This window comes from Streptococcus ovis DSM 16829, assembly GCF_000380125.1.
Classification (GTDB): domain Bacteria; phylum Bacillota; class Bacilli; order Lactobacillales; family Streptococcaceae; genus Streptococcus; species Streptococcus ovis.
This window is the reverse complement of record NZ_KB904574.1, coordinates 243,516-266,095: the sequence shown is the minus strand read 5'-3', so window position 1 is coordinate 266,095 and position 22,580 is coordinate 243,516. Positions and strand designations below refer to the sequence as shown.

General features: G+C 38.9%; 19 protein-coding genes and 1 pseudogene. 6 read left to right on the top strand and 14 right to left on the bottom strand.

Going from position 1 to position 22,580, the window contains the following annotated elements:
* From A3I9_RS13540 to xerS, 6 genes and pseudogenes are all read left to right on the top strand, one after another.
* Positions 1 to 285: pseudogene (locus A3I9_RS13540) on the top strand (site-specific integrase); the annotation flags it as partial.
* Positions 285 to 2,138 (top strand): hypothetical protein, encoded by a 1,854-nt coding sequence (locus tag A3I9_RS0106245; RefSeq protein WP_018378188.1) that lies wholly within the window; start codon positions 285 to 287, stop codon positions 2,136 to 2,138. The pseudogene A3I9_RS13540 and the gene A3I9_RS0106245, both read left to right, overlap by 1 nt.
* Positions 2,135 to 3,796: a hypothetical protein gene (locus A3I9_RS0106240; protein WP_018378187.1), complete on the top strand. Its 1,662-nt coding sequence runs from the start codon at positions 2,135 to 2,137 to the stop codon at positions 3,794 to 3,796. The genes A3I9_RS0106245 and A3I9_RS0106240 overlap by 4 nt, the downstream gene beginning before the upstream one ends.
* A complete protein-coding gene (locus A3I9_RS0106235) occupies positions 3,789 to 4,490 on the top strand; it encodes a hypothetical protein (protein ID WP_018378186.1) in 702 nt (233 codons plus the stop codon). Before A3I9_RS0106240 ends, A3I9_RS0106235 begins: the two co-directional genes overlap by 8 nt.
* 10 nt (positions 4,491 to 4,500) lie before the next feature.
* Positions 4,501 to 6,354 (top strand): zinc-ribbon domain-containing protein, encoded by a 1,854-nt coding sequence (locus tag A3I9_RS0106230; protein WP_018378185.1) that lies wholly within the window; start codon positions 4,501 to 4,503, stop codon positions 6,352 to 6,354.
* A 346-nt stretch (positions 6,355 to 6,700) separates the two neighbouring features.
* Positions 6,701 to 7,771 (top strand): tyrosine recombinase XerS, encoded by a 1,071-nt coding sequence (xerS, locus tag A3I9_RS0106225; RefSeq protein WP_018378184.1) that lies wholly within the window; start codon positions 6,701 to 6,703, stop codon positions 7,769 to 7,771.
* Between the two features lie 78 nt (positions 7,772 to 7,849).
* On the opposite strand, the gene A3I9_RS0106220 is transcribed toward xerS, so the two are convergent.
* The 14 genes from A3I9_RS0106220 to trmFO form a co-directional block, all read right to left on the bottom strand.
* Positions 7,850 to 8,767, bottom strand: coding sequence for an MBL fold metallo-hydrolase (locus A3I9_RS0106220; RefSeq protein WP_018378183.1), 918 nt, complete (start codon positions 8,765 to 8,767; stop codon positions 7,850 to 7,852).
* 14 nt (positions 8,768 to 8,781) lie between these two features.
* Complete coding sequence (locus A3I9_RS0106215) at positions 8,782 to 9,894, bottom strand: acyl-CoA dehydrogenase family protein (protein ID WP_018378182.1); 1,113 nt, start codon at positions 9,892 to 9,894, stop codon at positions 8,782 to 8,784.
* Between the two features lie 13 nt (positions 9,895 to 9,907).
* Positions 9,908 to 10,813, bottom strand: a complete 906-nt coding sequence (locus tag A3I9_RS0106210) for a LysR family transcriptional regulator (RefSeq protein WP_018378181.1) — start codon at positions 10,811 to 10,813, stop codon at positions 9,908 to 9,910.
* A 133-nt stretch (positions 10,814 to 10,946) separates the two neighbouring features.
* Positions 10,947 to 11,600, bottom strand: a complete 654-nt coding sequence (locus tag A3I9_RS0106205; RefSeq protein ID WP_018378180.1) for a 3-oxoacid CoA-transferase subunit B — start codon at positions 11,598 to 11,600, stop codon at positions 10,947 to 10,949.
* Between the two features lie 4 nt (positions 11,601 to 11,604).
* Positions 11,605 to 12,327 (bottom strand): CoA transferase subunit A, encoded by a 723-nt coding sequence (locus tag A3I9_RS0106200; protein WP_018378179.1) that lies wholly within the window; start codon positions 12,325 to 12,327, stop codon positions 11,605 to 11,607.
* A 13-nt stretch (positions 12,328 to 12,340) separates the two neighbouring features.
* Complete coding sequence (locus A3I9_RS0106195; protein ID WP_018369138.1) at positions 12,341 to 13,120, bottom strand: enoyl-CoA hydratase-related protein; 780 nt, start codon at positions 13,118 to 13,120, stop codon at positions 12,341 to 12,343.
* Positions 13,121 to 13,364: 244 nt separating this feature from the next.
* Positions 13,365 to 14,555, bottom strand: coding sequence for an L-lactate MFS transporter (locus A3I9_RS0106190; RefSeq protein ID WP_018378178.1), 1,191 nt, complete (start codon positions 14,553 to 14,555; stop codon positions 13,365 to 13,367).
* A gap of 15 nt (positions 14,556 to 14,570) precedes the next feature.
* Complete coding sequence (locus A3I9_RS0106185; protein WP_018369140.1) at positions 14,571 to 15,749, bottom strand: acetyl-CoA C-acetyltransferase; 1,179 nt, start codon at positions 15,747 to 15,749, stop codon at positions 14,571 to 14,573.
* Positions 15,750 to 15,779: 30 nt separating this feature from the next.
* Positions 15,780 to 16,628, bottom strand: a complete 849-nt coding sequence (locus tag A3I9_RS0106180) for a 3-hydroxybutyryl-CoA dehydrogenase (RefSeq protein WP_018378177.1) — start codon at positions 16,626 to 16,628, stop codon at positions 15,780 to 15,782.
* A gap of 88 nt (positions 16,629 to 16,716) precedes the next feature.
* The gene (fadE, locus tag A3I9_RS0106175) at positions 16,717 to 17,922 is read right to left on the bottom strand and encodes an acyl-CoA dehydrogenase FadE (RefSeq protein ID WP_018378176.1); all 1,206 of its coding nucleotides are present in this window, start codon (positions 17,920 to 17,922) and stop codon (positions 16,717 to 16,719) included.
* A gap of 332 nt (positions 17,923 to 18,254) precedes the next feature.
* On the bottom strand, positions 18,255 to 19,421 hold the full coding sequence (locus A3I9_RS0106170; protein ID WP_018378175.1) for an ATP-grasp domain-containing protein: 1,167 nt from the start codon (positions 19,419 to 19,421) through the stop codon (positions 18,255 to 18,257).
* A gap of 12 nt (positions 19,422 to 19,433) precedes the next feature.
* A complete protein-coding gene (locus tag A3I9_RS0106165; protein ID WP_018378174.1) occupies positions 19,434 to 20,180 on the bottom strand; it encodes an esterase family protein in 747 nt (248 codons plus the stop codon).
* A 15-nt stretch (positions 20,181 to 20,195) separates the two neighbouring features.
* A complete protein-coding gene (locus A3I9_RS0106160) occupies positions 20,196 to 21,020 on the bottom strand; it encodes an alpha/beta hydrolase (RefSeq protein ID WP_026217363.1) in 825 nt (274 codons plus the stop codon).
* 121 nt (positions 21,021 to 21,141) lie between these two features.
* Positions 21,142 to 22,491 (bottom strand): methylenetetrahydrofolate--tRNA-(uracil(54)-C(5))-methyltransferase (FADH(2)-oxidizing) TrmFO, encoded by a 1,350-nt coding sequence (gene trmFO / locus A3I9_RS0106155; RefSeq protein ID WP_018378172.1) that lies wholly within the window; start codon positions 22,489 to 22,491, stop codon positions 21,142 to 21,144.
* Positions 22,492 to 22,580: the final 89 nt, after the last annotated feature.

Below are 22,580 nucleotides of genomic sequence, written 5' to 3'. Positions count from 1 at the left end.
TTCCTTAACTCAGATGATGAAGAAGTTGTGTTTTTTGGCCATTTATTGCAAGAGCATAATATCTCCCCTCATATCTTCAGACACTGGTACACAACACAGTTAGTTCTTTCTGGTGTGGATGAGATCAGTGAGCTGATGTCGGCAAGGGGTGACAAATCTCCTGAAAGTGCATGGGTGTATCTACAAAATAAAGGTGAGANAGCTAAACAGTACAGACAAGTTAATGACGGTGTGTTTGATTATCTTAGTTGGAGAGCAAATGATTTATTTGGAGGAGGAGAGTAGTGGCAGTCGATTTAAAAAGATTTCTTGAAGCTCTTTTAATAGAGTTAAATGCAGATACTCCAAAAATGAGAGAGAAGATAAGTCAATATTTATTAGATAATAAGTGGTTTTATATTGGGATAAATAAAGATAATCAGTGTATTAAAGATCATGATACTCAGCTTTTAAAGAAGCGAATAGTTAGCTTTTTGACAACTGAGCCTGGAATTGAATCGATGGAGGCAATTTTTAAACAAAAATTTCCCATGTCACACCAATATTTTAAAGAATTTGTAACTATTCAAAATCTTGAAGAAGCTAGTCAATTTTATCTGATGGATTTTCTTAGTTATTACTTGGAGAAAGACATTTTTCTATATAATGATCGAAACCTTGAAAAACTCATCGAATACGCAACCGAAGCTCTGAGCAAGTCTCATGGTAAAGAGTTGATATCATTTTCTGATTGGTTATTAGGGAAAGGTGTGACACATTACAGAAACTCTTATGTTATGACGAATCGTTATACGCTTGAAGATAAAAACGGAGCATACGAGTTGAATGACTACTTACAATTGATGTTTTATCTTTTTAATGATGACTATATTCAAAAAAATAACATGCTTTACCTTGCAGCCCAATCTAAAGATTACGCTGACACTTGGCTTTATCTTGCACTCCATTTTATATGTGCCTTTAGAACTACAGATTTGGAAAGAATTGGACACCCCAAATTATCTCGTGTTCCTAACGACATACTAAGGGCAGTCAAGAATGGTACTTGGACTACTGGTGAGGCAAGGCGAACACTCCTTAGTATTACCACAAGATTGACATATCTCAACATTACTCCAAACAAGACTAAGAGAGCTTCAAATGTCAGCCAATTGAAATTCCATGTGCCTGAGAGCTGTCAGGTGCTGATTGGAACACTCCTGGCTATCTGTGAGGCACATTATCAAATAGCAAACAAACAAGCTTCTGAGTCACCTCTAATCAGGAAGATATCCGACTATGAACGAATTCATAGATACATGGGAGAAGAAATTGGTAGCTTATTTTTAGAAAGAAACTTTAGTAGCCGTTCAGCAAATAAATCATATCTCCAAGCTGTCGCGATGCTCGCCGATGATGTCATAGAGGAGAAATCTGAACTCAACATAAAAGGGTATTTCTTAGCAGCCTTAGCTAGAAGTCACAAAGGCTCTTACGATGAATTTGCTCAAACGACGTCAACATACTTAAAGGATGCTCAATTAGGACAAGTGCAGCCTGAAATGGTTGCAAAAGAACTATTTGAGAGAGGTGTACTATCAATGGTTCCATCAATGTTATTGACGATTGTAACGAGAGGTAAGTACAAAGAGCTGACTCCAAGTCAACAAACACGGATGATTAAAGAATTAGATCTGACACCTGCGGAAATAGAAAAAACTTTAGAAATTAGTATAAGAGCTGATTCTCGCTCGCAGAATGCGCTAAAAACAGTTATTCAAGAGCAATTGAGTCCTCAACAATTATTGACAGTTTGCCATAGAATCGGTAATGGAGAAGCATTTTCCAAACAGACCGAAAGCATGTGCTTGTTATCTGCACTTGGTAAACTTTGCCCCTACATCGACAAGCAGCATTGTGTAGGTTGTCAATATGAATTGCAGACGAAATCAACGCTTTTGCTTCTCATCGGAGAATTTAATCGTTTGAACCATCGTTATAACGAAGTAATAGATGATTTAGAAAAAGGAAAGATAAAAGCAATATTGGAATTGCAGTTGAAGCCCTGTTTGACTGAAATGCTACAGTCGCTTTCTGAGCAATACGGTGAAGAAGTCTTGAATGACTATGAAGAAATAATAAAGGAGTTAATCCATTGATTACAGAAGCAAAGCTATTTCAAACCATTAAAAGTATTACCGAAATCGATCAAGTCATGGTTGATAAGGCACATGTGTATTTTAAGGACTATTATGAAAAAGATATCATTCTTACTCCTGATTTTGAATCAGGAAAATGGTTATTAACTAATGAATATGCTAATGTAAATTTTCTCTTCAATGTTAACAGATTTCAATATGAACGATATTTTGAGACATTGACAGGTTTTACTTACCATTCATTTATTGAATATTTGAAGTCATATGTAGTCTTATCTATGGAACAGCATGTCCTGACCACTTTGCAAATCTTTTTACGAGATGTAAAAAGATTAGTAAAAACAACAAAGCAAAATGTTGTATCGGATATGGCAAATATCAAATTATCAGCTCCCAACTTATGTTTTGACTTTTTTGCAAGTCTACCTTGCGTTGAAGATTCACAAATGAATCAATTCTTGGAACAACTAGATCATGTGATTGCATTGCAATATCAATCAAAATCAAAGCAACAGCGTCAACTAGCCCAATTTCAGTCCTATTTTGCATTTAACGATATCCTAACTGACTATTGGTCTCAACCCCTCCCTGAAACTGAAAGGTTGTTTTACTACCCAATTTATCTTTGGTGGCAAATTACAGCAGTAGTTCCCTTACGACCACGGGAATTTTTATTGACTCAAAGAGACTGTCTATCTGAGAAGAATGGTAAGTATTATCTAACTCTTAGAAGAAATAACCTAAAAGGAAGAGAGAAGGCGATTTCACATAAAATTACTGAAGACTATTACTTAACGACCTATGAGATTCCCACTAATCTTGCTCAATCAATCCAACATTACTTAAAATTAACACAAGATTTAGAGTCAACAAAATTAAATACACTTTTTGTAACCGATACGCATTATCAGCGTTGGAATAGAAAGACAGGTATCAATAACCGCTTTTTAACGTATCAAAATATCAACACCATATTAAAGTATTTCTTTAATGAGATTATTGAGGTGAAATATGGCTATCAAGTACATTACATCGATCCCATATCTCGATTGGAAGATAAGGAAATCAACTTTATCCATATCGGAGACACTAGACATATTGCAATGATCAACCTAATTGCTGAAGGGGCTAGCCCAGTAACTGCAATGTTGCTTGCAGGCCATGATAACGTAGCAACTTCGTCACATTATTTTTCAAATCTTAGTCAATTCATAGAATGTCGAAGCTATCAAGTATTTCGTAAGCTGACTAGTTCACAAACAACTTATGAGATTAGTAAGGCACAACCTAGATATACAGTAGGAAAGGCGTTTGTTCAATTAGAAAACAAAGGACGGTGCTACTCACCGAGGTTTGCTTCGGGTGATTACTCAGATTGTCTAAAAGTTATCAGTAATCATGCAGAACTTGGAGCTTGTACGAGTTGTCCGTTCTATCGCAAGGCTGGAAAAGAGTATTTTTCAATGGATAAGACTTACAAGAAGTCAGTTGACCAAGAAGCCCTTATTGTTGATGAGGCTGTAAAACGAGTTAGACAAGGCAAGGGGAATATGGAAGATATTGGCGAGGCACTTTTGAAGCTATCGTCTGTAAGCCACTCGTATCAAGAGTATTTAGGTGCGAAACAAATGTTTAAAGCGGAGGGGTTAAATGGCTAGAAGAAGACTAATTTCTGATGAAGATTTATTCGAAAAATTCGAGGAATATGTCTTAAATGAGTGTTCAAATGATATTTCTTTGTTCAAATTACCAAAATTCGGTGATTACTTAAGAGTTACAGGTTTTCCCGAAGTTACCGATACTACCTTGAGGCGAAATAAAAATTTTCGATTAACTATCGAGAAACGAAAAGCTGAGGCAGAGGATGAAGAATTTCAAACTATCATTACTTACAAGACCTTAGATATAGACAGTTTTATGATGACCAATCGAACACCCAGGGCAATCCGTTCAGCACTAGTTGAACTGAACAAATACTATAAAGGGATTGTTGAAGTGGCTTTAAAGTATAAAGATGAAGCAGAAGTTCTGGTAATTGAGAATAAAAAGTTAAAGGATCAACTTGAATTGACATCAAGTAATATTGAAGAGTGCAAGGTATTAATGGATGAAATCAGCTCACTTAAAAGTATCATCAAAACTACTGTCTATCCTGAAATTGCTAACGAACTATTAAAAGCAGAGGGTCTTTTGAAATCAGAGAATAGAATCATTTCTGATGATTATCTAGCAAGTCAGATTATTACAGCAGATTCAAAAATTGATTTTCAATCAAAATCAACCAACAATGATGGAGCTAAAAATAAAATTGTAAATATAAAAAATTTACTAGATAGCAAAACAAATTATTGAGAGATGAAGTATGATAAAAACAATAAAAGAAGTGCCAGGTATGCTGTTATACTGGAATTTGAACTTGAATATATTGGATTTAGAAAGTACAAAAGTAAATAGTCGGCATTATGCAAACTGGATATGCCCCAGCTGTTCGTATCAATGGGAGGCTAAAATCAATGACATTTATAAAATAAGTCTGAAGATTCCCGATTTTTGCCCTTGTTGCAATCTTGGAAAAGTTCTTATTAGTGAGATAAATAGCATCAAAGCTATGTTTCCTGACTTTGAGAATTATATAAATTATCATCGTGAGGATAGAGAAACGATTAGTCACTTACTACAGAATCAAAGATTTAACTCTAGACATATATTCCAACTTAAATGTCCAACTTGTCATAGCTCCTGGAGAGATGCAGCTATAAATTTAAGATTATTTCAGTCTGAGGAAAAGGAAATATTCCATATTGGTTGTAATGAGTTATCGTATCAAAATTACTATACTGAAGTCTATCCGAATCTAGGACAAATATATAACGATGAGTTGAATGATATTCAATTCAATGAATTAAGGCTGAACACAAATGTTACAAAACCTATGCATTGGAACTGTGACAAGTGTCGTTATGATTTCACAATGCCAATTGATAGTTTGTTCGCTAGAATAAGGCGAAACGGCAGTTATTGTACTGAATGCAATGCAAGTTTTAATAACCCATTACAGAATTCATCAACAAATGCACCATTGGATTTTTTAACACCAGACTACATTGATGAATGGTCAGAAGAGAATAACATATCACCTAATCAAGTTGATGCGCTTTCAGATATGCCTGTAATATGGAGTTGTTCAAAATGCAAGGGTTCCTATTCATGTAAAGTCTATGAAAGGACTAACCATAGTTGCCCATTTTGTAGCAACAAAGAAATGTTGAGAGGCTTTAATACACTAGATAAAACCCATCCATATCTAAAACAATTTTTACATCCAAATAACCTGGAAAGTCTAACAGATTATTGGCACCAATCTACTGAAGAAATTACTTGGATGTGTCCTTGTTGCGATATTTCATTTGAATGCAGTCCAAAAGAAATGATTACTCGAACAGACTCTAAAAACGTATTTGTTCAATCCTGCCCAAATTTCTGTGAATGGTCAACCAGTGTATTTAAAAATAATTCTCTGCATAACGAACCCATTCTTATCAAAGAGTGGAGTGAAAAAAATAAAATACCTATGTTTCTAGCCCTCACAAATGTAGAAACTAAGAAATATTGGTGGAATTGCTCAGATTGTAAAAATGACTATCTTTGCTCTATACCAATTCGAAGAGAAATTCAAAGTTGCTGTCCGTATTGTAATAATGAGTTGCCTTTAAAGGGTGTAAATACCTTATTTGATCTTTATCCTGAATTGAAAACAATCTGGGATACAGAAAACAATATTACTACAGAATCTGTTATCCTAGATTACAAAAGCAATAGAAACTACAGTTGGCGCTGTAATAAATGTCAAATAAGCTACAGAGAAAGTATCAATGTAGTACTGAACAGATACTTAACTGATACGGTAAGTATCGATAATGTCTGTCCCAGTTGTAATAAATTAGATGTTCCTTATGTAGAAAATAACATGAGCGAAACATACCCTCATTTATTGAAAGAATGGGATTATCTAAACAATATGTTGCTTGGAAATCCAGAAAATCATACAGAAAATAGCAGACAGCAAGTATGGTGGATTTGCAACAATAATCCCGAACATCGCTATAAGGCATCTATTAAAAATAGAATAATGTGTGAGATAAGAAATCAAGAGCCATGTTCGATATGTAAAGGATTTAGAAGAAAACGAGCTCATTTTGTTCAATTTAAGAAATAATAAAACAGGTCTAAAATATAGATCTGTTTTAAATTTATGTAAAAAATGGGGGGATCTCTATGTCCGAAAACATAGTTTTAGGTATCAAATTAAATAGAAAAATGTACTTTTGAAAAAATTTCCAGTTTTGTCGTTAATAAAGTACACTTTTATAGAAAAATGAAGGTATCTAGAAATTCCAGTTTAGCCTTGAATTAAGTACATTTTTAGCTGATTTATCCTAGAAAAATTTTTTTGGTTATTGTAGAAAAATGTCCTTTATCATCTTTCCGAAAAACTATAATTTTCTTGAAATATATCTATATACGTGTTATACTACTTGTATAGAAATTTAGGAGAATATACGATGCGACGTGAATTATTATTGGAAAAAATTGAAGAATTAAAATCTGTGATGCCCTGGTATGTCCTGGACTACTATCAATCAAAATTGGCTGTTCCCTATAGTTTTACAACCTTGTACGAATACTTGAAGGAATATCGACGTTTCTTTGAATGGCTGATTGATGCTGATCTGGTATCTGTTCATCAATTAGCCGATATTCCTTTAGATAGACTAGAAACTTTAACAAAAAAAGACATGGAGGCCTTTATTCTTTATTTACGGGAACGACCTTTGCTCAATGCCAATACAACCCAGAACGGTGTCTCTCAGACAACGATTAACCGAACCTTATCGGCTTTATCCAGCCTGTACAAATATCTGACTGAGGAGGTCGAAAACGACCAAGGAGAACCTTATTTCTACCGAAATGTTATGAAAAAGGTCTCCACTCAGAAAAAACGTGAGACACTGGCGGCTCGTGCAGAAAACATCAAGCAAAAACTCTTTTTAGGCGATGAGACCATGGATTTTTTAGAGTATATAGATTGTGAATATGAGAACAAACTTTCCAATCGTGCCAAATCATCTTTCCGAAAAAATAAAGAACGTGATTTAGCCATTTTAGCTTTGCTACTGGCTTCTGGTGTCCGCCTTTCTGAAGCTGTGAATCTTGATTTGAAGGATGTTAATCTCAAAATGATGATCATTGAGGTCACTCGTAAGGGCGGAAAACGGGACTCTGTCAATGTTGCTGGCTTTGCAAAGCCCTATCTCGAAGCTTATGCTGCCATTCGCCAACAACGCTACAAGGCTGAAAAAACAGACTTAGCCTTCTTTTTAACAGAGTATCGAGGTGTCCCAAACCGTATTGACGCTTCTTCTATCGAAAAAATGGTCGCCAAGTACTCTGCTGACTTCAAGATTCGTGTGACACCCCATAAATTACGACACACTCTCGCAACACGCCTCTATGATGCGACCAAATCACAAGTGCTGGTCAGTCATCAACTAGGGCACGCCAACACGCAAGTTACAGACCTCTATACCCATATTGTCAATGATGAGCAGAAAAACGCATTAGATAATCTATAATTTACATAACATATATTATGTAAATTATAGATATTTAAAAAACACAGGAAAAACTCCTGTGTTTTCATTTAATCGATTTTAAAGGCTGCAACCTTCTGGGATTTGAAGACGTTTGTCTTGTTTATCAGTCCACGGAACTCTCGGCGGTCGTTTCCGTTCAAGACATGCAACAACTTGCTGACCACTCTTGTCAAATTCAAGCACAGCATAGAACTGATCATGGTAGAAAAAGAACTGATAACTGTTTTCATAAGCTATTTTCATCCATTTTTCTTTCGCCGCAATAGCATCCATTGGATAGTCATCCACTGCTGCTACCCACAGGGGATTGCGATGTGCATGGCTTATCAGCAAATCAGACATGTGAATCATTGTTTTGTCGCCTTGTTTCAGGAGAATAATGCTGTGTCCATTACTGTGACCTCCCGTGTGATGCATTTCAATCCCTGGAAGAACCTCTAGAAATTCACCGAATGTCACGACTTGTTTCTGAATAGCTTCCCAGTTTTCCTTTAGATAAGTGCCCCGTGTTCGTTTATTTGGATGACGTACCTCGTTCCACTCAATTTCCTGAATATAAATGGTGGCATTTGGAAACGTAGATACGATTTCACCATCTTTTAGCGAAGTTAAACCTCCAGCATGATCATTGTGCATGTGGGTCATCAAGACATAGTCAATATCCTGAATAGTTAATCCAAGACTCTCTAAACTTTCTACCACACGATTTTCCGATAGAATTCCTAGATTACGTCGTTGTTTTTCGTCTAACTTTTCTGTACCTAGGCTGGCATCAATCAGATAATGCTTTCCTTGATAGGAAATAAGAATTGGATCTGTCAAATCAGCCAATAGACCATCTTCGGTTGTGGGAAAAAATCGAGACCAGACTGCTTTTGGAACTGGTCCAAAAAGTGTCCCAGCATCTGTATATTTGTCGGCACCTCTTAACCACGTAAGCGTCATATCTCCAAATTGGTAAGTTTGTAATTCCATAGACTCATCCTTTTCTAGTTCTCTAGCCAAATCTGAGCAATATTTCGTTTCAAACTATCTGTTGCACCTCCATAAAGCCCAGTCACTTTAGCATCATGCACATAGCGTTCAATATCATTATCGGCAATAAAACTATAGGCTCCTGTGATCCGCACCACTTCATCTGCTACTTCTTGAGCTGTTGAAGTGGTCAGTAATTTTAACATGGACACTCGACGATCATCCACCATACTCCCTCGGATATATTCATGGTAATAGGCTTTGCAGGCAGCTAATTTCATTTCTATCTCAGAAAATTTGAATTGGTTAACACTCACATCAATCGGTCGTCTACCAAATCCACGCTTCAACCTACTATAATCCAGCCCTTTTCGAAAGACCCCTTCAGCAATTCCTAGGGCTTGTGCACTGATTGCTAATCGCATTTTCACAATAACCTGAGCCAATACCTCGAGGGCGTCTAAGCGATTCCCTAGTAAGGAATCCTTGGCTAATTGGACACCGTCAAAAGTAACAGGAGCAATCGGCATTGCCTTAACACCATATTTTTCAATTGCTTTTCCCACAGTCACTCCCTCTTGATGAGAATGAACAATGAAAATACCAGTCCCTTCTTGACCCTCTAGGGTCTGTGTACGGGCAAAGACGAGCAGGAAATCAGCCAGACTAGCATTTGAAACCATGTGTTTTTGACCTGTCAAAATCCAACCTGTCTCTGTTTGGATAGCAAGTGTTTGAGGAAGTTCTTTTTTCAGACGAATATCTTGTTCCGAAAAAGCAAAACCTCCAAGTATTTCACCGGAAACAAGACTTTCTAGATAGACTTCCTTTTGCTCCTCTGTTCCAAAATGCTCCAAGGTCCAAATAGCATAAATTCCTTGGGTCAATAAGATGCTTCCCAAAGAAGCGAATTCTTTAGAAATAATACGGATTGCTTCTAAAAAGGTCCGAAAAGAACGAGGTTGTGCATCTTTTGTAATTAAGCAATCAAATAAACGCAGATTTTTGCTTAAATAATGCCAGTGTTCCTGCGGAAAAGTTTGTGAATCATCAAATTCTCGCGCCTTTCCAGCAAGATGAGTATGTGTGTATTGAGATACTTCAGCAGTTAAATCTTCGTGAAACAAGTGTCTGACCTTTCTAGTCTGATACAGGCATATAAAACAGTTTTAGAAATTCTTCATAAACAAAGTTTTCAACATCATTTGTTCTTGTTTTATAGGGACGACAGAACCAAATATTAAAAGGAATAAAGTCCCTAAAACGAACGACCTTAAAACGATCATAATCTAATAAATTCTCAATCGGAGCAGGCAAAATACTGATGATGTCCGTTTTATACGTTGATTCCACTAAGTAATCCCAACTAGATGATAAATGAGCTAATTTCGCATTGATTTTTTCTTTTTTTAATTTTTCCTCTACAAGACCATAAGTTGTAAAGCTTTTTACAAAGGTTCCCAATTGATAAGCTTCTAGATCTTTCCATTCTAACAAGTCTTTTTGCGCCAGTGGATGATGTTTATCCATAAAGGCTACATACTCATCCATCTGAATGATATGTTGTTCGTATTTTTTAGTATCAAGGCTAGTTGGCTCAATTAATAGAGCGTAGTTGAGTTCTTCTGCCAATAATTTTTGACGCAAATCCACTCCACCACTCTCAACAATTTGAATATCAATATGAGGATGTTTCAATAAGAAGTTTGGTAGGATATTTGAGAAATAAAACCGAAGAATCAGAGAAGGGAGCCCCAAACGAATCGTTCCTTTTTGCTTGGCTGATTCACTTTGGATGGCATTTTGCATCTCTTCGTACTTGCTGATAATCTCTGTAGAATATCGATAAATCCGCTCTCCTGCTTCTGTTAATCCGTCCAAACGTCCATTTTTTCGATGAAATAGCTGAATATTCTCATTTTCTTCAAAATTTTTAACAAATTGACTCAGTGCTGATTGGCTAATATGAATTTTCTTTGCTGCTAAGGAAAGATTACAGCTGCATTCTACAATATTCATAAAATAGTACATTTGAATAATATCCATATTGGCTGCTTCACCTTCCCTTAAAATATTCTACACAACTAGTATAACATAGAAGTAGTTAACTATAACTAGTTAGAGATTCTGAATTTCAATTAATCAGTTAGGAAACTGACCATCAGCTTCCTAACTTATATTAAATCGGCATGGTGATGAGATTTTCAGATACAATCACATCTCCAGCAGTTTTTTCCAACACTTCCTCAACGGTCACGCCCGGTGCAAGTTCTTTTAACAAATATTTTCCATCCTGGAAATCAAATACTGCTAATTCTGTAATGACACGAGAGACGACTCCTTTAGCTGACAAAGGAAGAGTACATTCTTTTAAAATTTTAGAATTGCCATTCTTATCGACGTGCTGAATTGCTACAATCACACGTTTGGCACCAACGAGAAGATCCATTGCTCCTCCCATACCTGGAGCAAACTTTCCTGGAATAATCCAGTTGGCAATACTAGCATCTTGGCTCACTTCCAAAGCTCCCAATACGGTTGCATCTACATGTCCACCACGAATAATGGCAAATGATGTTTGGATATCAAAGGTAGAGGCACCTGGCATTAGGGTAATGGGAGAACCACCTGAATTTGCAAGATTGGGATTGTAATTCTCTTTCGTTGGTGTCTCACCAAAACGAAGAGCACCGTTTTCAGCTTGCAGTATCACATTGACACCTTCTGGAATAAAATCTGCTGAATAGTTTGGAATTCCAAATCCCAAATTGACAACGTCCCCATCACGGAACTCTAAAGCAACACGACATGCAATAACTTCTTTTGCGTTCATCTTCTTACCTCACCGCTAATTTCTTTGTCTCAGTCCACAAATCACCCATCATCTTATAATGCTCGTTTGTAGAAAGACCTTGGACAATATAGTCTACCAAGATACCTGGAATATAGATATCATCAGGTGAAATGTCGCCTACTTCGACAATTTCATTCGTTTCTACAATCACTACATCTGCAGCGAGTGCCAATTGACGTGAAATATTCCGAGTTGTTCCATCGATGAATAAATTTCCGTATGCATCAGCTTTCGTAGCTTTTATAAGCGCTACGTTCAACTTGAGTGGATCATAAATGAGGTAATCACGGCCATTCCGAGTAATCTTTTCTTGTGTTTCTTCAAGAATGGTTCCAACACCTGTTGGAGTAAGAACGGCCCCCAGCCCAGCTCCAGCAGCATGCAATCGCTCAACAACTGTTCCCATTGGTGTAAATTCAACTTCCATGGCTTCTTCAAAGTAAGCACGTTGAGCAGCTGCAGATGTTCCCACGTGGGCTGCGATGTATTTTTTCACTTGATAATTTTCACAGAGTCGACCTACTCCCACTTCTTTACCAGGGTGCGAGGTCACAACAGAGACCAGTGTTAAATCACCTGTGTTTTGTTCGACCAATTCTTCAATTAATTCAAAGGGTTCCCCAACGCCAAGAAAACCTGAAATTCCGACAACATCTCCTTGTTTGACTAAGCTAATTGCTTCTTGAACATCAACAATCTTTGCCATGTCTTCTCCTCCCTTATTTCCGTTTAAATGCTGCTTTTCGTTTTTCTACAAAAGCTCCCATGCCCTCTACTTTGTCTTCTGTTGAGAAGAGGAGTGCTTCTGCTTCTGTTTCCAAACGAATGGCATTTTGAAGGGGAAGATCAATACCAACAGTGATCACATGTTTTGCTTTTTCAACCGCAAGCGGAGCATTCTTCATGATACTACGTGCAAGATTTTCAGCTTCTTCAAGAAGATTTTCAGCAGGGACCAAACGATTTAAAATGCCTAGTGCAACTGCTTCTTCAGCTTTCACATGGCGGGCTGTGAAAATTAATTCTTTTGCTTTGCTTGTTCCGATAAGGCGTGGCATGCGTTGTGTTCCAGCAAAACCAGGAATAATCCCTAAACCAACTTCTGGGAAGCCAAGCAAGGTTTTCTCATGACCAAGACGAATATCTGTTGAGAGAGCTAACTCCATACCACCACCGAGCGCATAGCCATTTACAGCTGCAATCGTTGGTTGGCGAAGTTGTTCTAATTTAGAAAAGACGTCGTTCGCATAAGTCATATATTCAAAAGCTTCTGTTGGCGTCATTTTATCCATCTCTTTGATGTCAGCGCCTGCGACAAATGCTTTTTCTCCAGATCCTGTCACGATAACAACACGAATGTCATCATTTTCTTTTACATCATCCAGTACCTTATCCAAGTCTGATAATACTTGTGAACTAAGTGCGTTCAAGGCTTCTGGTCGATTGATTGTGATGTAACCAATTTGCTCCTTTACTTCCAGCAAGACAGTGTTACTCATAGTGTGTTCTCCTATTTTGAATTTTTAGCGAAGGTACCTAGCGTCAACAAATGTACCTTACTTCTTCAAAATGTAAAACGCTTACAATATTATTGTACCAGCAACATCAATTTTAGTCTACTTAAGTTAAATTAATACACCTATAAGCTAGACTTATAGGTCAGTGCGATAGAAATTAAAAAAGTTACAAGAAAGCTTAAACTTGTAACTTTATTGAATCATATGAAGGAAAATGGGAAATCTATTAAGATTTCTTAAGCTTTTTTATAAAGTAAAGTTGGAAGAGTATCCCAATAAGAGCCATTGCAATTACAATGAAGAAGGCAAGGGTATAATCTCCGTTATTGGCAGTTTTGATGTTGGTAGCTAATTGCGGGCCAAATAGAGCAGCTACGCCGTAAGCGGTAAACATCCAACCATAGTTAGAACCTGCGTTCTGAACTCCCCAATTTTCAGCAGTAATTCCAGGGAAGGCTCCAAGGAAACCACCGAAAGAAAGTGCTACCATCATTACACCAATAATACCTAAACTAGCACCAAGCGATTGATTAGAAGCAAGTAAGAATAGGCCTACTGCTATAACCATAAACATGGCAACAACGGTAAAATAGCGTCCAATTTTATCAGAAATCACTCCCCAGAAGATACGTCCGAAAGTATTGGCTAAACTGACTAACATTACAACCAGTACAGGGTCGGCTAATGCGTATGTTTTGGCAATATCACTTGCCGTACCAATCATCATCATACCTCCTGTCGCTCCAAGAGTGTAAATCAGCCAGAGTAACCAGAAGTTTCCTTCTTTGAGCATTTCTTTGTAGGTCTTGCCAGCTAGCACTACTTGTTCTGCTGCTCCTTTTGTTGTAGGTGCTTTTTCCATCACAATAGAAGCACCACAAATGATGACCAATAGAACCAAACCAAGAATGTTAAAGGTACGATAGACCCCTACTGAAGCAATCAAGCTCTTGATAATGGGTGAAAAGATAATTGGGCCTGAGCCAAAGCCTGCTGCTGTCAAACCACCAGCCAAGCCCTTTTTATCAGGGAACCATTTTACAGCAACTGATGTTGCTGCACCATAGGCTGAGCCAATACCAAGCCCGAGAAGCACACCGTAAGTTATATAGAGAAGTGGAATACTAGTAGCAAATCCTGTCAAGAACATACCTAGACCGAACAAGATACCGCCTAAGAAAACAAATTTCTTTGGCCCTTGCGCATCTATTTTTGGTCCAAAAAGAATCATTCCAACAGGGACCATGGCAAAGGAAATACTGAAGGCTAGGGATGTCTGTGACAGTTCCCAACCCTTACTGGCATTGGTTTCCAATAAGGCTGCTTGGAAAACAGACCAGGCATACCCTGTTCCCAATGAAAGGTTTGTGAGAATAGCAGCTGCTAAAATCAGCCAACGATTTGGTTGTTTCGTCATCGCCACTACCCCCTACTACCGTTCAACGATTACAGCAGTCCCCATACCGCCACCGATACAGAGAGTTGCTAATCCACGTTTGGCATCACGTTTTTGCATTTCGTGAAGTAAAGTAACGAAGATACGAGCACCAGATGCACCGATAGGGTGTCCTAGAGCAATTGCCCCACCATTAACGTTGACAATATCTGTGTTCAAACCGAGTTCTTGGTTGACTGCGCATGCTTGTGCTGCAAAAGCTTCATTTGATTCAATCAAATCAAGGTCACTGACTTTCAAGTCTGCTTTTTCTAAGGCTTTACGAGTAGCGTAGATGGGGCCACAACCCATGTATTCTGGTTCCAAACCAGCACTTGCATAGGATTTGATAGTCGCAAGGATTTCAAGTCCAAGTTCTTCCGCTTTTTCACGAGATGTTACGACCACGGCTGCTGCACCATCATTGATACCAGAAGCGTTCCCAGCTGTTACTGTACCATCTTTCTTGAAGGCAGTACGCAACTTAGCCATACCTTCCAATGACGCATTTTCACGTGGGTATTCATCCGTATCAAATACGATTGGGTCACCCTTACGTTGTGGCACAAGAACTGGAACAATTTCTTCTTTAAAACGACCAGCTTTGACTGCTGCAACTGCTTTGCGTTGTGAATGAACAGCAAAGGTGTCCTGTTGTTCGCGCGTGATGTTATATTTCTCAGCAACATTTTCTGCGGTGATTCCCATGTGGTAATCGTCAAACGCGTCCACCAAACCATCACGCAAAAGGGTATCTACAACCTTGCTGTCGCCCATACGTGAACCCCAACGTTGTTGTTGCAGGACATACGGTGCTTGACTCATACTTTCAGCTCCACCTGCTACGATGATATCTGCATCCCCTAGCATAATAGCTTGCGCTGCCAATTGGATGGTTTTCAAACCTGATCCACATACTTTATTGATGGTAAATGCGGGACTTGAAATTGGAATACCTGATTTTACGCTGACTTGGCGTGCCATATTTTGGCCAAGGCCACCACTCAAGACATTCCCCAAAATGACTTCATCTACTTGTTCTGGTTTCAAGCCAGCGCGCTCAATTGCACCTTTTACCACTGTCACACCTAAATCAACTGCTGAAACATCTTTTAATGATCCACCGAAGCTACCAATCGGTGTCCGAACTGCTGAGACAATTACTGCTTCTTTCATATTTTTACCTCTTTCTAACTCTGCTCTCTCTTAATATTTAAAGAAACCTTCGCCTGTCTTACGGCCAAGTTTACCTGCTTCAACCATTTTCTTAAGGAGTGGTGCTGGACGGTATTTTGGATCGTTGAAACCATTGTTCAATACGTTCATGATGGCCAATACGACATCCAAACCAATCAAATCACCAAGTGCCAATGGACCAATCGGATGGTTGGCACCCAATTTCATTGCTTCATCAATTTCTTCTGCTTCTGCCACACCTTCACCGAGCACAAAGATAGCTTCATTGATCATTGGAATCAAGATACGGTTGACAACAAATCCGTAAGAATCCGCAACACGAACCGCTGTCTTATTGATTTGACCAGCTAATTCTTCCATCAAGTGAACAGTCTCAGTTGATGTCTGGATGGCTTTAATAATTTCAACCAATTTCATCACTGGTGCTGGGTTGAAGAAATGCAAACCAACAACTTTATCAGGACGACCTGTCGCTGCAGCGATGTCTGTAATAGAAAGTGAAGAAGTGTTCGAAGCCAGGATGGTATTTTCACCAGTGATTTCATCCAATTGTTTGAAAATGCTGAGTTTGATATCACGGTTTTCAGTTGCTGCTTCAACAATCAATTCTACGTCTTTCGCATCTGCATAATCCACTGAAGGAATAATGCGGTCGAAGATTTCTTCCGCTTGTTCTTGTGTCAAACGCTCACGGGCTACTGAACGAGCCAATTGTTTTTGGATGCCTTTCAAACCACGTTTTACAAATTCTTCGTTGATGTCATTGAGATAAACTGTGAAACCAGATTGTGCAAATACTTGAGCAATACCGCTACCCATTTGACCTGAACCGATAATCATTACTTTTGAAATTGTCATTGTTCTTTTCCTTTTCCTCTTAAATATCCAACAAGAAAGGAACAGTCGAATGGCATCAGCCTTTCAACCATTCCTTCACATTCCTTTTTTATACGAATGCACCGATACCTGTCAATTCACGAGCAACGAGCATAGCGTTGATTTCATGCGTCCCTTCGTAAGTGTAGATTGCTTCTGCGTCAGTGAAGAAGCGTGCCACCTCTGTTTCAAGAGTGATACCATTACCACCACATACTTCACGTGCCAGGGCAACTGTTTCACGCATACGAAGTGAGTTGTGCAATTTCGCAAGAGATGAGTTGAGCATCACTTCTTGACCTTCTTCTTGCAATTCACCAATACGGACACTGTACGCAATAGCTGCTACTACGTTCGCTTGCATACGAGCCAATTTTTCTTGTACCAACTGGAAGCCAGCCAATTTACGGCCAAATTGCTCACGAGTTGTTGTCAAACGAAGGGCTGCATTATAAGCACCAGCTGCTGTTCCCATTGCGATGTACGCTACGTCTGCACGAGTACGGACAAAGATTTTTGCAACATCGCCGTAGCCGTTGATATTTTCAAGACGGTCAGCTTCTGCTACTTCAACATCTTTTAATGTGATGTGTCCGTTATTTACCAAACGAAGCGCAATTTTGTGTGGTACGTTTTCAACTGAAAGTCCTTCACTACCTTTTTTAACCATGAAACATTTGATTTTCTTCGTTTCTACATCACGAGCAAAGACTGGAATGAAGTCGGCTGTTTTTGCACCACCAATCCAACGTTTTTCACCATTTAAGATCCATTTGTCGCCACGGCGCTCAGCAGTTGTTGCCAAACCACCTGCGATATCTGAACCATGATCAGGCTCTGTCAAAGCAAAACAAGTTTGTGCTTGAAAGGTGCGAACAGGTGTACCGAAGCGTTCGCGTTGCTCTTCATTCCCACCGATGAGGATGGTGTTGTATCCCAAACCACCATGTACTGTATAGAATGTTGCTACTGAGGGATCGAAGCGAGCCAATTCAAGATAGAGGAAAGTGTTGTAGATTTCACGTGATTTCCATTGACCTTCGCGACCTACAAATAAGTCTGGGTGATCCATGATGCGAGCTGCTGCAAATGCACCAAGAATTTCTTCACGTGGCAACAATGCTTTTTCGTAGCTCTCAATGAGAACTGGGCGAATACGTTTCTCCATTTCTTCACGAAGGTGTTTCAAAACCTTCAATTCACCTTCCGTTAGCTTTTCAGCATAACCAAACAAATCCTCTGGGTACAATTCACGTGCTAATTCTTTAACTGACATCGTTAAAACTCCTTTTATATTTATTATGAAATTTTTCCGTGTAAAGCGTTTACATTTTTGTTGACACCCTTATCTTAATATGAAACGCTTTCAAAGTCTACTTAAGAAAAATTAATCAGACTATAAGTTAAAGTTATAGATTTGTGAAAAGGCTTTCTTTATTGATTTTTCGAAGTCTTTCCTCCTTAAACACGCTCACATTTTCCTTCAAAGTTTTCTGCTACTGTATCATAAAATTTGAAAAGGGCATAAAAAAGCAGGAACCATGTCCCGCTTTTTTTCAAATTTCACATCTGTTTCATATGTCTTTCTTATAAAATTCATACGAAATCTTAAGTAGTTTGACTGATAAATGCAATCATTTCATGAATCGCTTCTAGATTTTCTGCTGTCAAGATATACACAAGATTGCCCTGTAAGGCTACAAAGGCTTCTGGCATCCTTTTGACCATCTTCAATTTGCCTTGGTAACGAGCGCGAATTTCTTCTTCCGTATGGACATAGCTGGTCTGATCTCGTCGGCTAATTGAAAGAGAAAACTGAGCTGGATAGATTCGTTCCGCAACGGTTTCACCAGCAACCATTCGCGCATAATCGCTGTACAAATCAATGGAATGCGCAAAATTATAGGCATCAACTGTAAACCCACCAGCTGGACGATTATTGTATTCAATCACGATATAGTCATCGCCATCTTTGAAAAATTCAATATGGAAGAATCGTTCTTTCATACCAAAAGTCTTTATGATAGCCTGCCCATATTGACGAAGTTTTTCATCAACTTTATCATAAATAAAATAGGCATTGTCCTTCTGGTCTACTACCAAACTTAAAGGTGTATGGACATACTCTAAGCTCGTCTCATAGACGATATTACCCTGGCTGTCAATTAAGCCATCATAGGTAATCACCTTACTAGAATTGACAAATTTCTCAAAGAAATAGACAGTTTGACCATCCCACTCTGCTTGAAAACGTTCAACATCTTTTGGGGTAGATAGCTTATAAGTGGCTGCTGCCCCTACACCATTGTCTGGTTTTGCAATCATTGGAAAACCAATTTCTTTGACCGCTTTTTTGATGTGTCTCTCTGTTTTGATTATTTGGCCTGCTACTACTGGTACACCAGCTTTTTTGAAATACTTTTTCATTTCTGATTTAAATTTTGTTTTCTTCAAATCCGCAGGCTTTGGCCCAAATACATCAAATTGAGCACGGAGAGCTGCATCCATGTCGAGCCAGTATTCATTGTGCGATTCAATACGATCAATTGGACCATGTTTGTAAAAAAGAAAGGCAACTGCACGTTTCACTTCATCCAAATCTTCTAGATTTTCTACACGGAAATATTCCGTTAACGCTTCCTGCAATTCTGCTCCCAGCTGATCATATGGCTCTTGACCTATGCCTAATACAGTTACATTTTCTTTTTTAGCCAGTGCAGTGGTAAAGGGTTGGAAATTATCAGGATAATAAGGGGAAATCACAAGGTAATTCATAAGCAATCCTTTCTAGAGATTCATGTGATGAAGGAAATAAGGCATTTGCTGACGCCACCATACCCAGTCGTGCGCCACATCATAACCCCATTCGTCAAACCAGGCTGGAATATTTTTGAATTGAAAGGCATCTTTGAGTGTATAAAAGCTGGGTAAACCATCCTGTTCCCAAGCGCCCAGACCACTACAGACAATAATATCTGCTGCCCTATAATGGTCGATAAACCAACTATCCTCTTGATTCCAAAGATAGTCTGCTGGTGAATGTTGGTAAACGGTAGGATCATTGCCATAATCTTGATTTCCGTTAAAATAACGGACATCATAGACGCCTGAAAGGGCAATGACCTTGGTAAACACATCTGGGTGCTGAAGGAAGAAATTCACAGCATGGAAGGCTCCCATCGAGCAGCCTGTCACCATCATTCCGTCAAACCAACCCGTTTTGTGCTTGATAAAAGGAATGGCCTCGCTGATCACATAACCTTCGTAGGCTGTATGTGCTTGTGCACGGTCATACATCGATTTCCAATCTGCTAGCCAACTTTCATTATCAATACTACTTAGAGTAAAAAATTGCACTTTTCCTGCCTCGATAAACTCATGACAGGCTTCAATCATACCAAAATCAGCATATTCATTGTGGGTACCGCCTGATGATGGAAAAACGACAACAGGAATACCAGCATGGCCATACCGATTGAGCGCCATTTCACGTCCCAATTGCCCTGACCAATGACTTAAAAATTCAACATGCACGATGATAGGTCCTCCTTACCAATTTTCACTTAAAAATCGCAAGCAATCCGGTAGATATGATGCCCATGCTTCCTCGTGATGAATCGCTCCCGATGCAATAGAAAGCTTAAGATTGTCCACTCCAATTCCTCCCGCTATCAATTGACGATAGTAGGAGAGAGAAGAATCAATATAAGCCTGTTTAATATTTCCTGCCATAAGTGTTTTATCCGTGTCATCTGCTTCTTCTGTGCCTACATAGATATAAACGCGCTGCTCCTTATCCAATACCTGTCTGTCAATGTAACGATCAAAGGCGTCTTGATGAATCCAATTCGCAGACGAAAAGACACCAAGACAACCAATCTTCTCTTGATAAGCCAGGCCCATAAATTGCGTGATATTGCCTCCAAGAGAAGATCCTATCATCGCTGTATGAGCCTTATCAGATTTGGTACGGTATTCTTGATCAATAAACGGTTTCACGACATCCATGATGAACTCTGCATACTCTGTTCCCATTCCTCCGAATTGCACACCAGGAATTCCAAATTCTTGGTACTTCCATGCAGCATATTCATTCATCCGATTTGCGCCATCATTGTCAATTGCCACTACAATCATTTGCGCAATATCGGGATTGCGTTTAATCGCAGGAATCACCTTCCAAGAATGGCCAGCAAAAGCTTCTTTGCTATAAAAAACATTTTGGCCATCATGAAAATATACTACCGGATAAGTATCAGAGGCATTTTCTTCGTAGTTTTTTGGCAAAAGTACACGAATGCGGCGCATCTGATTGGTATAAGGAACGCATAATTCATGCGTTCTCATTTCAAGATAAAAATAGGCTTTGTTCACATGCATATTCCTGTCATTCTATTGTTTTTGCTATTATACCTTACTTTTCAGAAAAATTCTATATTCATATAAAAAATAATCTCCCTTGCATACAACAGAAAGGGAGATGTAGACAGAATGATTAGACTGTTAGATAGCCTTCTAAATCATTCAAAGCACGTGCTGCAATCGTTTCATAGCGCTCTTTTTTATCACGAATCCGTGGACCATCAAGCTCTTTAATAATCCCAAAGTTGACATTCATTGGTTGGAAATGTTTGCTTTCCGTATGCGTGATATAGTATGGTAGAGCACCGATAGCTGTTGTTTCAGGGAAGACAACTTCTTCTTCGCCCTTGAAAAGACGCGCTGCATTTATCCCTGCCACAAGACCAGATGCCGCTGACTCAACATAGCCTTCCACACCTGTCATTTGACCAGCAAAGAATAGATTTGGGTTGGTGCGGGACTGGAAGGTTTGTGTCAAGAGATTTGGTGAATCCATGTAAGAATTACGATGCATCACCCCATAGCGGACAAACTCAGCATTTTCGAGACCAGGAATCATTTGGAAGACGCGTTTTTGCTCCCCCCATTTGAGATGCGTTTGGAAGCCTACAATATTGTAGAGGCTCCCTGCTGCATTGTCTTGGCGGAGTTGTACGACTGCATAAGGTGTCTTAAACTCGCCATCACGCGGTCCTTTATAATCTTCAGGGTATTCTAGACCAACTGGCTTCATAGGGCCATAGAGAATGGTTTTAATACCTCGTTTGGCCATGACTTCAATTGGCATACAGCCTTCAAAGTACTTTTCTTTTTCAAAAGAATTTAGCGGAGCTTCTTCAGCCGTTGTCAAGGCTTCATGAAAAGCCATAAACTCTTCTTTGGTCATCGGACAGTTGAGATAAGCCGCCTCGCCCTTGTCATAACGCGATTTCAGATAGACCTTGTCCATATCAATCGTCGACTTGTCAATAATCGGCGCTGCTGCATCGTAGAAATAAAAACCGTCACCACCATTTAATTCATGGATTTTTTCTGCTAAGGCATCTGAAGTCAAGGGACCAGTTGCAATGACTGTGATGGCATCATCAGGAATCTCTCTCATCTCTCCACGAATGACTTCAATCAAAGGATTGCTTTCAATTTCAGCTGTGACAGCCTCTGCATAACCTTCACGATCCACCGCCATCGCCCCACCAGCCGGGACACGATTGGCTTCACCATTGCGAAGAATAACCGAATCCAAACGACGCATCTCTTCTTTCAATAAGCCAACCGCATTTGTTAAAGAATCACCACGGAAGGAATTGGAACAAACTAACTCAGCAAAATTGGCTGTCTTATGTTGTGGCGTTGGCTTGACACCACGCATTTCATATAGTTTTACTGGAATACCTCGTTTAGCAATCTGATAAGCTGCTTCTGAGCCAGCCAGACCAGCACCAATGACATTGATATACGACGCTTTTTTGATTGATTGAGACAATACACTAATACCTCTTACTAGAAATGTATTCTAGTTCAAATCTTTCTATTTTAATAATGACTATTATATCAGAAATACCTAATTCTTGC

What these genes read in the sequence shown, in the direction of transcription:
- A3I9_RS0106235 (WP_018378186.1), top strand. Translation starts at nt 3,789, where the DNA reads ATGGCTAGAAGAAGACTAATTTCTGATGAAGATTTATTCGAAAAATTC.
- A3I9_RS0106230 (WP_018378185.1), top strand. Translation starts at nt 4,501, where the DNA reads ATGATAAAAACAATAAAAGAAGTGCCAGGTATGCTGTTATACTGGAAT.
- xerS (WP_018378184.1), top strand. Translation starts at nt 6,701, where the DNA reads ATGCGACGTGAATTATTATTGGAAAAAATTGAAGAATTAAAATCTGTG.
- A3I9_RS0106220 (WP_018378183.1), bottom strand. Translation starts at nt 8,767, where the DNA reads ATGGAATTACAAACTTACCAATTTGGAGATATGACGCTTACGTGGTTA.
- A3I9_RS0106210 (WP_018378181.1), bottom strand. Translation starts at nt 10,813, where the DNA reads ATGGATATTATTCAAATGTACTATTTTATGAATATTGTAGAATGCAGC.
- A3I9_RS0106205 (WP_018378180.1), bottom strand. Translation starts at nt 11,600, where the DNA reads ATGAACGCAAAAGAAGTTATTGCATGTCGTGTTGCTTTAGAGTTCCGT.
- A3I9_RS0106200 (WP_018378179.1), bottom strand. Translation starts at nt 12,327, where the DNA reads ATGGCAAAGATTGTTGATGTTCAAGAAGCAATTAGCTTAGTCAAACAA.
- A3I9_RS0106195 (WP_018369138.1), bottom strand. Translation starts at nt 13,120, where the DNA reads ATGAGTAACACTGTCTTGCTGGAAGTAAAGGAGCAAATTGGTTACATC.
- A3I9_RS0106190 (WP_018378178.1), bottom strand. Translation starts at nt 14,555, where the DNA reads ATGACGAAACAACCAAATCGTTGGCTGATTTTAGCAGCTGCTATTCTC.
- A3I9_RS0106185 (WP_018369140.1), bottom strand. Translation starts at nt 15,749, where the DNA reads ATGAAAGAAGCAGTAATTGTCTCAGCAGTTCGGACACCGATTGGTAGC.
- A3I9_RS0106180 (WP_018378177.1), bottom strand. Translation starts at nt 16,628, where the DNA reads ATGACAATTTCAAAAGTAATGATTATCGGTTCAGGTCAAATGGGTAGC.
- fadE (WP_018378176.1), bottom strand. Translation starts at nt 17,922, where the DNA reads ATGTCAGTTAAAGAATTAGCACGTGAATTGTACCCAGAGGATTTGTTT.
- A3I9_RS0106170 (WP_018378175.1), bottom strand. Translation starts at nt 19,421, where the DNA reads ATGAATTACCTTGTGATTTCCCCTTATTATCCTGATAATTTCCAACCC.